Here is a 12768-nt window from a genome sequence, read left to right as displayed (position 1 = left end):
GCGAGCCTAACCGCCGAAACCACAGATGAATGTGAGAGGAATTCATACGATGAACCTGAAACCGCTGATGTTGATCCCGACCCTTGGCCTGGTTTGCCTGCTTTCGGCCTGTGCCGGCCCCGTGCCCAAGGCAGACCCCAGTGAGGCCTGGATCGGCATGCAGGGCCAGTCGAGCGACAACCTGATGGCCGAGCGTGTGGACGGCAAGCGCGTGGACGACGGTCGTTACTTCGAAGTGCAGCCGGGCAAGCACGACCTGGAAGTGACCCTGATCCAGGGCGCCAACGGTGACCTCGACCAGCCGGAATGCACCGGGCATGTCGAGTACGACCAGTTCAAGGCCGGCAAGCAATACCACCTGGTGCAATCCGGCTCAGGCAGTGACGTCGGTGCGGTGCTGGTCAACGACCACGGCAAGCAGGTGGCCGAGTCCCATCTGTTCTCCTGCATCTGACAGCTTCTTCATCTTCGAGGTAATCCTGCATGACACTCAAACCGCTGATGCTGCTTCCCACCCTGGGTCTGGCCGTTCTGCTGTCGGCCTGTGCGGGCCCGATGCCCAAGGCTGATCCGAACCAGGCCTGGATCGGGTTGCAGGAGGAGGCGCCGAATGACCTGCTGGCCGAGAAGGTCGATGGCAAGTCGATCGATGACGGACGCTTCTTCGAAGTGACGCCGGGCGCCCACAAGCTTGATGTGATGCTGGTGGAGATCCCGGTCGGCGACGGCAATCAGGAAGACTGTTCGGGAGAGGTCTCCTACAAACAGTTCAAGGCCGGTGAGCACTACAAGCTGGTGGAGTCGAGCCTGGGTCAGGAGGTCAGCGCGCGGCTGGTGGACTCCCATGGCAAGGAAGTCGCCAACACCGGTGACTTCCAATGCATGCCGGGTTGATGCGCGAGGGGCGCTGACCGTCTATCCAGCCAGGGTGCAGGTTTACGGCAAATTGATATCATGAGGCCATCTTTTCTCTGGCAAGGATGCACCCCATGAGTCGTTCGTTCCTCTCCCTGTTGCGTTATCTCGTCCTGGCGACATGGCTGGCAAGCAGTGGTGTGGCGTCGGCGGCCAACACCCCCTGTTCCGGCAGCAAGGGCGGGATCGCCGGCTGTGATGGCGAGACTTTCCTGTGCAACGACGGCTCCATCAGCGCCTCGAAGAAAAACTGCTCGGCGGTGATGGGGCTGCGCGACGATGTTCGTGCCCGCCCGCAGCAGCGCCTGCAAAGCGCCGAAGGCTGCCAGTGCGGCAGCGGCAGTTACTGCACCGGCCCCCGTGGCGGGATCTACTGCCTGACGCCTGGGGGTAGCAAGAGCTACAAGCGCAAGTAGGTGCCTGGCACGGTTCTCTCCGTGGGCGTCCTATGGATTTTGGCAGGGTTTGCGAGCCTGTTCGCGGATGAATCCGGCTCCCACAGGTTTGTGTCGTGAGTCCATTTTGTACACGACTCAACACTGTGGGAGACGGATTCATCCGCGAACAGGCCGTCAAGTCCTGCGTGGCAGCATCAGGCCCGCCACAGGCAGAGGGCGATGGCTCAAGCCCGCGCCTGGTCCTTGCGATGGGTATTCAGGCATACCCCGATGGCGATGACCACCGGTACCAGCAAACCCCACAATCCTGTCGCCATGTAGAGCAGGGCCGCGCTGATGCACCCGGTGGCAAAGGCCAGCAGGGTGGTGCAGATCGGCTTCAGGCGCTGGCGGATCGTTGCCCGTTGCGCCGGGTCGCGCTCGCCCCACAGGGCGAAGACATCGATGGCGAACTGGGTGACGTTGCCGGTCATCAGGGTGGTGGGCGGTGCGCCCTTGAGATGCTGGCGCGAAATCGCATTCTGGATCGCCATGGCGGCCACCCCGGTCATGCCGGTGATCAGCGCGGTGGTGCTGTCGCTGTCGGTGAAGGGCCCCCACCAGATCGCCAACCCGGCAAAGGCGGCGAGCATCAGCGTGTGCGCCACCAGCAACAGGCGCAACGGTACCAAGCCACGGCGGTGAATCGCCACGGCGGCCAGGTGCGTCAAGCCCACCACCAGCACGAAGACCGGTAGCGCGATCAGCTTGGACAGTGCACCGGAGGCGCCGTTGACGATGCTGACCCCCAGGGTCACGAAGTTACCGGTGACGTGGGCGGTGAACAGGCCCTGCAAGGCGAGAAAACCGAGGGTGTCGACGAAGCCGCCATTGAAGCTCAGGGCCGGAGCCACGCCGGGGTGCAAGGGGGATTCCATGAAATGTCCTTTCTGGTTCAGTTGGAAAACAACGGAGGGTGTCAGCTCGCCGCGGATCACCGATCAGGGTAGAGTCCTACGCAGCCTGATGCTTGTGTCTGAGTGCTGTGTGTTTCATTCCAGGCGCCGGTAGACGTACTGTCCTAGCCTTGTCCGTTCCAGCCATTTCTCAAGGATGTGATGCATGCGCGTACTTCAAAGCAATGCCCAGGACGATTTCCGGGTCAAGGCGTATGCCGGTACCAGTGGGGTGCTGTTGGCCTTCGACCTGGCCGAATCACGCCGCAAGGGTCTGCTCGGCTTTGCCATCGAGCGCCAGGTGGGGACCAAGCCCTGGCTGTTCCTGTTCAACAGCCTGACCTTTCCCGGCAAGGAGCACACCTTCCCCCAGTATCACGCCACCCCCAGCGACGTGGCGCCGTTGCAGAAATTCCGTTGGGCCGACTACAACGTCGAACCCGGTACCACCTGCAACTACCGGGTGCACCTGGTCTATGGCACGGCCGATGCGCCGCAACTGGGCGAGTCGCTGGCCGTGACGGTGACCACCGACAACGGCATGCCGAAGAACCAGCGGGTGATCTTCAACCGGGCCGTGGCGGCGAGCCAGGGCTTCGAGCGCAAGTTTCCCGAGCTGGACAAGCAATTGACCGGGCAGAAAACCCTGCCGATCGAGCAATGGCCGGATGCGGCGCGCCTGTGGCTGGAGAACGGTTTGCTGGAGGAGCTGCTGGGTTTCATCGCGCGGGCCAAGGATGCGCAGTGGGGGCTGGATATCGCCATCTACGAGTACCAGCTGCCGGCGATCGTCAACGCGGTGAACGCGGCCAAGGACCGTGGCGCACGCATCCGCGTGCTGTACCACGCCAAGGTCGGTGACGAGGACACCGCGCTGAACGAGCAGAGCCTGGCGGCGATTCCCGCCGAGAGCAAGCGCGGCCGGGTCACCAGCAACATCTTCCACGACAAGTTCATTGTGCTCAGCCAGCGTGACGCCGGTGGTGAATACCTGCCCGAGGCGGTCTTGTGCGGCAGCACCAACTTCACCTCCAATGGCGTCTACCGCCAGGCCAACGTGATTCATGTGCTCGACGACAGCCGCCTGGCGCTCGAGTACACCCGGGTCTTCGAGCAGGTCTGGGCGACGCCGGCGGATGTCGCCGCCACCCGCAAATGGATCACCCAGAACAATCCTATGGATCCTGCCCAGCCCCTGTTTGCCGGGTTTTCCCCGCGCAGCGGCCAGCCTGACCTCAAGGAATTCGTGCAGATCATCACGGCGGCGCAGAAGGATGTGCTGTTCGCCACCGCCTTTGCCTTGCCCAAGGAAATTCTCGACGCCTTGCTTGGCAAGCCTCATGACGATGTGCTGCGTTTCGGCCTGCAGAACACCGCCAGCAGCATCTCCGGCATCCACGCCGACCGCACTGACGACTTCGTCGCCACGGCGCTGCTCGACAGCGGCCTGGAAGGCTGGATCAAGGAAGGGCTCAAGGGGCAGAAGGGGCACCTGCTGGTGCACACCAAGGCCATCGTCACTGACTTCACCACGGAGGCGCCGACCATCATCAGTGGCAGTCATAACCTCAGCGTTGGCGCGAGCGAGGGCAACGACGAGAATTTCCTGGTCATTCGTGGCGATACCGACCTGGCCGATCGCTACGGCCTGGAGATCCTGCGTTTTTATGAGCACTACCGGTTTCGTTATTACGCCAAGAAACTGGCCCTCAAGCAGGTCCAGCCACTGTCGCCGGACGACAGCTGGAGCGAGGGGTACTACAAGGACGGTGATCTGAAGAGGGTGTCGCGATTGCGGTTTGCGGGGCGCTGATTGGGGCTGCGGTGGTTTGGCTGGCGCTTTCGCGGGCAAGCCCGGCTCCTACAAGGTGGTGGCGTATATAAAAACGTCACTCGACCATAATCTGTAGGAGCCGGGCTTGCCCGCGAAAGCGCGCTCATGGCCCTACACCTCTGCGTGTCTCACCGCAGGCGTTTCATCGCCGCCCGGTACTGCCGTGTCCGCCGTCCGACAAACAGCTGATCCAGCAGCAGTGCCCAGGCCGGCGAAACCTCGGGCTTCGTCCGCCGCCCCCGGCTCAGGCGCTTCAACTGGAACTTGACCACCGCCATGTTCGCCAGCGCCGCCAGCGGCTTTTTCTTCCAGCGGATCGGCGGCAGTTGCGGGTGGCTGTCGCGGCCCTCGCGCCAGTAGCGCGGCAGATTGGGTTCCACGGCCAACGCGGTACCGATACCGGCCATGGCGACGCCGCTGTCGAGTACCTGTTGGACCACGGGCAGGCGGCGGATGCCGCCGGTGACCATCAGTGGCATCGTCGCGACTTTCGCCAGCTCACCGGCCATTTCCAGGAAGTACGCCTCGCGCGCCAGCGTCCGGCCGTCACGCGCTTCGCCCTGCATGGCCGGCGCCTCGTAGCTGCCGCCAGACAGTTCGACCAAATCCACCGGCAGCGCGTTGAGCCATTCGATCACCTGGCGGGCGTCGTCGGCATCGAAGCCGCCGCGCTGGAAGTCCGCCGAGTTGAGCTTGACCGCCACGCAGAAGCCTGGAGACACCACCGCACGAATCGCCTTCACCACTTCCAGCAGCAGGCGGGCGCGGTTTTCCAGGCTGCCGCCCCAGCGGTCGTTGCGCCGATTGCTCAGGGGCGAGAGGAACTGGCTGAGCAGATAGCCGTGGGCCGCATGGACCTGCACGCCGGTGAAGCCTGCCTGCTCGGCCAGTTGGGCGCTGCGGGCAAAGCGGGTGATCACTTCGGCGATATCGGCTTCACTCATGGGCTGGGGCTTGGCGAACATCTTCGAAAACTCGCCCATCTCCAGGGACACGGCCGACGGCGCGAGGCTGGCCTGGCCGAGGTTGGCGAGCGTCTGGCGCCCGGGGTGGTTGAGCTGCATCCAGAGCTGTGCGCCCTTGGCCCGGCCCAGGCTTGCCCACTGGCGGAACTTGCCCAGGTGGCGGTCATCTTCGAGCACCACGCCGCCGGGGCCGGTCATGGCCCGACGATCGATCATCACGTTGCCGGTCAGCAGCAGTCCCGCTTCGCCGTCGGACCAGGCGCGATAGAGCTCCATCAGATGTCGGGAGGGGGCATTGTCCAGGTCAGCCATGTTCTCCTCCATGGCAGCCTTGGCGATGCGATTGGGGATCTGTGCGCCGTTGGGTAACGACAAAGCCTGGAAAGGTGACATGCTTGACTCCGGGGTGGTGGAGCGTTCAGGCTAAGTTTAAAGTAAGGTTTAATGTCAATAGCCGCTGCGAGGATTTCCATGAAGATCGGTGAACTGGCTCAACGCAGTGGCCTGGCGGCCTCGAAGATCAGGTTCTACGAGGCCCAGGGGCTGATTCGCAAGGTGCGGCGCCAGGCCAATGGCTACCGCGAATATCCGGCAGAGGTGCTGCAGACGCTCTCGATCATCCAGTGTGCCCAGCAGGCGGGTTTCAGCCTGGAGGAACTGCGCGCCCTGGTGCCGACCAGCGAGCCGGGCAACTGGGATCACGACGAGATGATCAGCAGCCTGGAACGCAAGATCGGCCAGATCGAGTCCATGCAGGCCCGCCTGGCCCAGAGCAAGCTGCAACTGCTGGGAGTGGTGAACAGCATCCGGAACAAGCCGGCGGACGTCTCGTGCCGGGAGAACGCCGAGCGCCTGATGGCTTCGCTGGGTGGGCCACTGGACGACTGAGCAGGGGCGGGCACGGTTGTCCCGGCCCCTTGTGACAGCGGTTACTGCCGTGCCAGGGAAAACGCCTGGGCACCGGGCAGCGGCTTGCGCATCAGTGTGCCCACCACCAGGGCCCCCAGCAGCGCCAGCAGGCCGGCAACCCACAGCACGGTCCCAAAACCTCCGACGAAGGCCTGGTGCGCCAGCGGTTGCACCAGCGGGCGTGCCGCTTCCGGCAGCGTTGCCATGGCCGCCGGCATGTCACCGGCCACGACCCGAGAGGCGATTTCCTGGGCCTGTTCGAGCCAGGGGCTGGTTTGGCTGGCGAGACTGGCTTGCAGCAGCTCCCGGGTATGTCCGGCCAGCAGCGCACCGAACACCCCGACGGCCAGCACGATCGCGCTGAAACGCATGGTGGTGCTCAGGCCCGAAGCCATGCCCGTTCGATCGCGTGGCACGCAGGCCATGATGTTCTTCTGGGTGTCGCCGTTGAGCAGTCCGGCCCCTGCGCCGGTCACGGCAATCGCCAGGCCGAAACCGAGGTAGCCGCCACTCGATACCGCCCAGGCGCTGAGCAGGTTGCCGCAACCGACCAGGGTCAGCCCGCTGGCCATCAGCGTTGCCGGTTCCAGTCGCGACGCCAGCCGCACGCCGATCCGTGGGCAGATCAGCATGGTCAGGGCAAACGGCAGCATGCCCAGCCCCGAGTCGATCGCCGACAGCTCCAGGCCGTTCTGCAGGTAGAACGGCAGCAGCGTCATCATCACCTGGGCACAGCCGGCATAGGCGAACATGCCCAGCAGCGCGCCGATGAAGCGTGGGTGACGGAACAGCTGCAAGTCGACCATCGGGCGTTTCTGCACACGCTCCACCACTACGAACAGCCCCAGCAACACGGCAGCGGCGACCAGCCGGGCGAGGGTCAACGGGTGGCTCCAGCCAATCTGGTTGGCCTCGATCAAGCCCCAGATCAGGCACAGCAGGGCGCTGCTGAACGCCAGGCTGCCCCAGGGATCGAGACGGGCCGACTGGCTGTCGCGTGACTCCGGTACCGCGTGGCGGACCAGCGCCATCAGCAGCAGGCCGATGGGCAGGTTGATGAAGAAGATCCAGCGCCAACCCAGGTATTGGGTGATCAGCCCACCCACGGTCGGCGCGGCGGTCATGGCCACGCCCATGCAGGCGCCCCAGAAGGCCCAGGCCCGGGCCCGCTCGGTCTCGTCATGGAAGGTATGGCCGATGGTCGCCAGGGCCGACGTCAGCAGCAGCGCGGCGCCCACGCCCTTGATCGCCCGGGCGATATCCAGGAACAGGCTGTCGGGGGCGGCGCCGCACCCCAGGGAGGCGAGGATGAACAGGGTCAGGCCGCAAAGCAGGGTCTTCTTGCGCCCGAAACGGTCGGCAATGCTGCCGGCGGGCAGCAGCAGGGCGGCAAAAGCCAGCATGTAGGCGCTGACCACCCACTCGATGTCGGTGAAATTGGCGCCCAGGTCGCGGGCGATGCTCGGCAGGGTGACGGCGACGATATTGGTGTCCAGCACAATCAGCGAGCAGACGCCGGAGGCCGTGAGCAGCGTCAATCTCGGGTTGATCCGGTTCATGGTCGGGCCTGCATGGGTATGGTTGCCTGGCAGGCAATGAATGCAGGCGAGGTGCCCGCGGCAAGTCCGGCTCGCTCTGAATGGGTGAGGGAAGGCAAGGGGAAAAGGCATTTGACGGACATGGGCAAGGCTCTCTACTGTTGCGGTCAGATCAGCTTAACGCTGGCTTTGAGCGCCTGCGTTAGACCGTTCCTGGCACTTCATTACCTTTGAGCTAATGCCCATGGAAATCCGTCATTTCCGCTATTTTCTCGCGGTGGCCCGCCAGCGCAATTTCACCCGTGCCGCCGAGCAGTTGGACATCGCGCCGCCGACCCTCACACGGCAGATCCAGGACATGGAAAACGCCCTCGGGACCCGCCTGTTCCTGCGTGGGCAGCGCGAGGTCAGCCTGACGGAGGCCGGGGCGGCGTTGTTGCCCGAAGCCGAGGCAACGGTGCGTCAGTTCGAGTTCGCTCAGCGCAATGCCCAGCGCGCCGGGCGAGGGGAGATCGGGCATATCGAGATCGGTTACGTCGCCTCGGCGGTGTATTCAGGGGTGCTGCAGCAGCAGGTCAAGGCGTATGTCCACGACTTTACCGATGTCAGCCTCAACGTACGCGAGAGTCCCATGGCGGCGTTGCCCGGGCTGATCGCCGAAGGCCGCTTCGATATCGGCTACGTACGCTCGCCGATGTCGCTGCCGGAAGGTGTGGAAGCGGTGCGTCTGAACGCCGAGGGCTTCGTGCTGGCGCTGGCCGACGACAGTTGGTTGTGTCGGCTGCCGGGTATCGGTGCCGAACACCTGCAGAACGAGACGTTCATCCTGCCGGAACAGATCAACGGTACCTTGCAGGTTGCCGCCGAGGGCGGTTACGCGCCCAACCTGGGGCCGCAGCCGGGTGGGCTGGTGGCGGTGATCGCCGCGGTTTCCCTGGGGCAGGGCGTGGCCGTGGTGCCCGAGTCGGTGATCGGTCACGTCAACCTGCCGAATGTGGTCTATCGACCGATCGTCGGCTGCCAGGCCACCTCCTGGCTGTCGCTGATCCACCGACGTTTCGAAAAGGCGCCAGCCGTGGCCCGTTACATCGAGCGGGTCAGGCAGGGTTATCGGCGGGAGCAGGGCGCTGCGCGATGAGGCCAGGTGCGTGCTTTCATGATTTGAAATAGTTTGTCTGTCAGGTTCGGTTCATTGGTCATGTAGGATTTATTTCCCTATTAGCCACTCAGGTTGTACATGAACACCCTCACGGAGCCTCCCGGTCGCCCCCTCCCGTTCTTCTTCTTCACGCACGTCTTCCTGTCGTGCCCCAAGCCCGGCAATTCCCCTGTCGAGCGTTTTTCCCACACCTGCAACGTCGTTTCCTGGCCATTCACGGGCCTGGCTTTGTCGTGCGCGTATGTCCTGACTGACCCAGGGAGAGCATTTTAAATGGAATGGTTGGCTGATCCGACGGCCTGGCTTGGCCTGGCGACCCTGATTTTCCTGGAACTGGTGCTGGGCATCGATAACCTGGTGTTCATTGCGATCCTGGCAGACAAGCTGCCACCCGAGCAGCGTGACCGGGCGCGGGTCATCGGCCTGTCGCTGGCGCTGCTGATGCGCCTGGGCCTGTTGGCGAGCATCGCCTGGATGGTGACCCTGACCCAGCCGCTGTTCGAGGTGCTGGGCAAGACGTTCTCCGGCCGTGACCTGATCATGCTGTTCGGTGGCGTGTTCCTGTTGTTCAAGGCCACCATGGAGTTGCATGAGCGGCTGGAAGGGCATGTCAGCCAGCGTTCGGCGAACGGCAGTTATGCGCTGTTCTGGCCGATCGTCGCGCAGATCGTGGTGCTCGATGCGGTGTTCTCGCTGGACGCGGTGATCACGGCGGTGGGCATGGTCGAGGAACTGTCGATCATGATGATCGCGGTGATCGTCTCCATCGGCCTGATGATCGTCGCCAGCAAACCGCTGACCCGCTTCGTCAACGAGCGGCCGACGGTGATCATGCTGTGCCTGGGCTTCCTGATGATGATCGGCTTCAGCCTCACCGCCGAGGGCCTGGGCTTCCATATTCCCAAGGGCTACCTGTACGCGGCCATCGGTTTCTCGGTGCTGATCGAACTGTTCAACCAGGTGGCGCGAGCCCGGCGCAAGCGCTCGGCCCATGGTCAGCGGCCGCTGCGTGAGCGCACGGCCCATGCCGTGTTGCGCATGCTGGGCGGGCGTCGCGTGTCCAGCGAGGAAGTGGACGAGGAGATTGCCGACCTGCTCGAGCCTGCGGCGGACGAGACCCTGGTGCCGTTCGAACGCAGTGAGCGGGTGATGATCAGTGGCGTGCTGCAGTTGGCCGAGCGGCCGATCCGCACGTTGATGACGGTTCGGGCGCAGGTCGACAGCCTGGATGTGGCCGACAGTCCGGCGGTCATTCGGCAGAAGCTGATCCGCTCGTCCTACTCGCGCCTGCCGCTCATCCGGCAGGGCAAGGTCGATGAGCCGCTGGGCTTCGTGCACAAGAAGGAACTGCTCAAGGCCTACCTGGAGGGGAGTGAGCCGGGACTGGAGTTTCTCGCGCGCCGGGCGATAAACCTATTAGACAGCTACTCTGTGCTCAACGCTCTGGAGCAGATGCGCCAGGCTTCGACCCACATCGCCTTCGTGGTCAACGAGTTCGGTGACTTCGTCGGTTTGTTGACGATGACCGACATCCTCGAGTCGATCGCCGGCGAGTTGCCGGATGCCAGCGAGGTGGAAGGTCCCGAGGTGGTCGAGGAAGCGGAGGGGTTCCAGGTCAGCGGTGCCATGACTCTCAGCCGTGCGCGTCAGCGTATTGGACTTGAGGCCAAGGCCACCGAGGATTACCAGACGCTGGCCGGGTTGGTGATGAGCCTGCTCGACCGGCTGCCGATGATCGGTGACCAGGTGCAATGGGCAAGTTGGCAGATGACGGTGGTTGCCGTGCAGGAGCGGCGGGTGACCCGATTGTTTCTGAAGCGCTTGTAAAGGCTGTCACTGGGGGTCGTATGTGCCTCGCGGGAAATAATGGCCATTTGCCTGTTTTCCCGTGCGTTCGTTGATGGAGTGGGTACAATCGGCGACTTTTGGCGAGCCGGACGCTGATCCGGCATGGAGTTTGAGAGAATTTCCAATGCTCACCGGTAGTTACTCCTCATCGCTGGTCATCATGTCGCTGTGTGTCGCGATCCTGGCTTCCTATACCGCCCTGGACCTGGCTGGACGAATCGCCACCGCCAGCGGGCGCGCGGTCTACATGTGGATGCTCGGAGGCGCCCTGGCCATGGGCGTGGGCATCTGGTCGATGCATTTCGTCGGCATGCTGGCCTTCCGTCTGCCGATCGAGTTGGGTTATGACGGCTCGATCACGGCGTTGTCGCTGCTGATCGCCATCCTGTCCAGCGGGTTTGCCCTATGGCTGGTCAGCCAGCCAAGCCTGCCGTTGCTGCAACTGGGGTTCGGCGCGTTGATCATGGGCGCCGGCATCAGCGCCATGCACTACACGGGCATGGCGGCCCTGCGGATGCAGCCGGGTATCGACTACGATCCGACTCTGTTCGGTGCCTCGCTGCTGATTGCCGTCAGTGCTTCAGCGGCGGCGTTGTGGATTGCCTTCCACCTGCGTCGCAACACGCCCTATATCCGCCTGGCTCGCGCCGGCGCCGCGGTGATCATGGGCGTGGCGATCGTCGGCATGCATTACACGGGCATGGCTGCGGCCAATTTTCCCGAAGGCAGCTTTTGTGGCGCGGCGGTCAGTGGCCTGGCGGTCAAGGGTCTGGACAACCTGGTACTGGTCACCAGCCTGGCGGTGCTGTCGATCGCCTTGCTGACCTCGGTGCTCGATGCCCGGCTGGAGGAACGCACCGCCGACCTGGCCGATTCCCTGACCCTGGCCAACCGGGAACTGACCCAGTTGGCCCTGCACGACAACCTCACCGGCCTGCCGAACCGCATGTTGCTGGCCGACCGCATTGACCAGGCGATGCACAAGGTCAGCGCCGAGGGCGGGTTGTTTGCGCTGATGTTCATCGATCTGGATGGTTTCAAACCGGTCAACGATGCATTCGGCCACCACGTCGGCGACCAACTGCTGCGGGCGGTTGCCCATCGTCTGCGAGATGAACTGCCTTCGCAGGACACCCTGGCCCGGATCGGTGGCGACGAGTTCGTCCTGCTGGCGCAGTTGTCCGAGCCGGACGATGCGCTGGAGGTGGCTGCGCGTCAGGTCAGCCTGGTGTCCCAGGTGTTCCAGGTGGTCGAGCAGGACCTGCAGATCTCCGCCAGCGTTGGCATCGTGCTGTATCCCGGCAGTGGCCACACCGCCGAGGAATTGCTGATGAATGCCGATGCGGCCATGTATCACGCCAAGAGCGCGGGCAAGAACGGCTACAGCTTCTTCGATGCCTCGATGAACGGCAATGCGCGCAAGAAACTGAAGTTGCAGCAGGATTTGCGCCAGGCGCTGGAGAACAGCGAGGAATTCCGTCTGCACTACCAACCCAAGTTCGATGCCCAGAGTGGCCAGCCCATCGGCGCGGAGGCCCTGTTGCGCTGGCATCACCCCGAGCAGGGGTTGATGATGCCGGATACGTTCATCCCCCTGGCGGAGAAGAGCGGGCTGATCATCCCGATCGGGGAATGGGTGCTGAACGAAGCCTGCCGGCAGATGCGTCTATGGTACGAACAGGGTTACCGGCACTGGCGTATTGCCGTGAACCTGTCGGCCCAGCAGTTCTGCCATGCCGGGCTGGTCGCCAGCGTTGCCAGCGCCCTGAACCGGCATCACCTGCCGGCCAACAGCCTGACCCTGGAAATCACCGAAACCACGACCATGAGCGATGCCGATGCGAGCATGACGGTGTTGCGCCAGCTCTCGGAAATGGGCGTGGACCTGTCCATCGATGACTTCGGCACCGGCTATTCGAGCCTGATGTACCTCAAGCGGCTACCGGCCACGGAGTTGAAGATCGACCGCGGGTTTGTCCGGGACCTGGAGCACGATTCCGACGATGCGGCGATTGTCTCGGCCATCGTCGCGCTGGGCCAGGCGCTGGGGCTGCGGATCGTCGCCGAGGGCGTGGAGACCGACGAGCAGCGTGACTTCCTCACCAGCCTGGGTTGCAACTCGTTGCAGGGTTATCTGCTGGGGCGGCCGATGCCGGCCGATCGGTTCATGGCCAGCATCCGCCAGGCGGAGGAGCAACAGGCCACCGGCTGATGGGCGAGCGGTGACCGTTGAGCCCAGGGTGGAAACGCTGCTGTGGGAGCCGGCG

General features: G+C 63.9%; 11 protein-coding genes. 8 read left to right on the top strand and 3 right to left on the bottom strand.

Annotated elements, in window-relative coordinates:
• Positions 1-49: 49 nt before the first annotated feature.
• The 3 genes from HU752_RS18445 to HU752_RS18435 all read left to right on the top strand — a co-directional run bounded on the left by HU752_RS18445 (position 50) and on the right by HU752_RS18435 (position 1331).
• The gene (locus tag HU752_RS18445) at positions 50-454 is read left to right on the top strand and encodes a PA0061/PA0062 family lipoprotein (protein WP_186683477.1); all 405 of its coding nucleotides are present in this window, start codon (positions 50-52) and stop codon (positions 452-454) included.
• Positions 455-483: 29 nt separating this feature from the next.
• Positions 484-894 (top strand): PA0061/PA0062 family lipoprotein, encoded by a 411-nt coding sequence (locus tag HU752_RS18440; protein WP_186683478.1) that lies wholly within the window; start codon positions 484-486, stop codon positions 892-894.
• Positions 895-989: 95 nt separating this feature from the next.
• Positions 990-1331 (top strand): YdcA family protein, encoded by a 342-nt coding sequence (locus tag HU752_RS18435; protein ID WP_186683479.1) that lies wholly within the window; start codon positions 990-992, stop codon positions 1329-1331.
• Positions 1332-1537: 206 nt separating this feature from the next.
• Here the strand turns inward: HU752_RS18435 and HU752_RS18430 are convergent, their stop codons facing one another.
• The gene (locus HU752_RS18430) at positions 1538-2230 is read right to left on the bottom strand and encodes a YoaK family protein (protein ID WP_186683480.1); all 693 of its coding nucleotides are present in this window, start codon (positions 2228-2230) and stop codon (positions 1538-1540) included.
• A 184-nt stretch (positions 2231-2414) separates the two neighbouring features.
• Between HU752_RS18430 and HU752_RS18425 the strand changes: the two genes are divergently transcribed.
• A complete protein-coding gene (locus tag HU752_RS18425) occupies positions 2415-4061 on the top strand; it encodes a phospholipase D-like domain-containing protein (protein WP_186683481.1) in 1647 nt (548 codons plus the stop codon).
• 149 nt (positions 4062-4210) lie between these two features.
• Here the strand turns inward: HU752_RS18425 and HU752_RS18420 are convergent, their stop codons facing one another.
• Positions 4211-5440: an NADH:flavin oxidoreductase/NADH oxidase family protein gene (locus HU752_RS18420; protein WP_186683482.1), complete on the bottom strand. Its 1230-nt coding sequence runs from the start codon at positions 5438-5440 to the stop codon at positions 4211-4213.
• 78 nt (positions 5441-5518) lie between these two features.
• On the opposite strand from HU752_RS18420, the gene HU752_RS18415 reads away from it, so the two are divergent.
• Positions 5519-5935 carry a MerR family transcriptional regulator gene (locus HU752_RS18415; protein WP_186683483.1) on the top strand — a complete coding sequence of 139 codons (417 nt, stop codon included), beginning with the start codon at positions 5519-5521 and terminating at the stop codon, positions 5933-5935.
• Between the two features lie 41 nt (positions 5936-5976).
• Here HU752_RS18415 and HU752_RS18410 read toward each other — a convergent pair whose 3' ends face one another.
• Positions 5977-7515 (bottom strand): MFS transporter, encoded by a 1539-nt coding sequence (locus tag HU752_RS18410; RefSeq protein ID WP_186683484.1) that lies wholly within the window; start codon positions 7513-7515, stop codon positions 5977-5979.
• A 223-nt stretch (positions 7516-7738) separates the two neighbouring features.
• On the opposite strand from HU752_RS18410, the gene HU752_RS18405 reads away from it, so the two are divergent.
• The 3 genes from HU752_RS18405 to HU752_RS18395 all read left to right on the top strand — a co-directional run bounded on the left by HU752_RS18405 (position 7739) and on the right by HU752_RS18395 (position 12713).
• Positions 7739-8632: a LysR family transcriptional regulator gene (locus tag HU752_RS18405; RefSeq protein ID WP_186683485.1), complete on the top strand. Its 894-nt coding sequence runs from the start codon at positions 7739-7741 to the stop codon at positions 8630-8632.
• A 294-nt stretch (positions 8633-8926) separates the two neighbouring features.
• Entirely contained in the window at positions 8927-10480 is a 1554-nt protein-coding gene (locus HU752_RS18400) for a TerC family protein (protein WP_186683486.1), read from the top strand.
• A 145-nt stretch (positions 10481-10625) separates the two neighbouring features.
• The gene (locus HU752_RS18395) at positions 10626-12713 is read left to right on the top strand and encodes a putative bifunctional diguanylate cyclase/phosphodiesterase (RefSeq protein ID WP_186683487.1); all 2088 of its coding nucleotides are present in this window, start codon (positions 10626-10628) and stop codon (positions 12711-12713) included.
• The last annotated feature ends 55 nt before the right edge of the window (positions 12714-12768 follow it).

The organism is Pseudomonas vanderleydeniana (genome assembly GCF_014268755.2).
GTDB lineage: Bacteria > Pseudomonadota > Gammaproteobacteria > Pseudomonadales > Pseudomonadaceae > Aquipseudomonas > Aquipseudomonas vanderleydeniana.
Note: the sequence above shows the minus strand (reverse complement) of the source record. Positions and strands in the feature narration are given on the sequence as shown.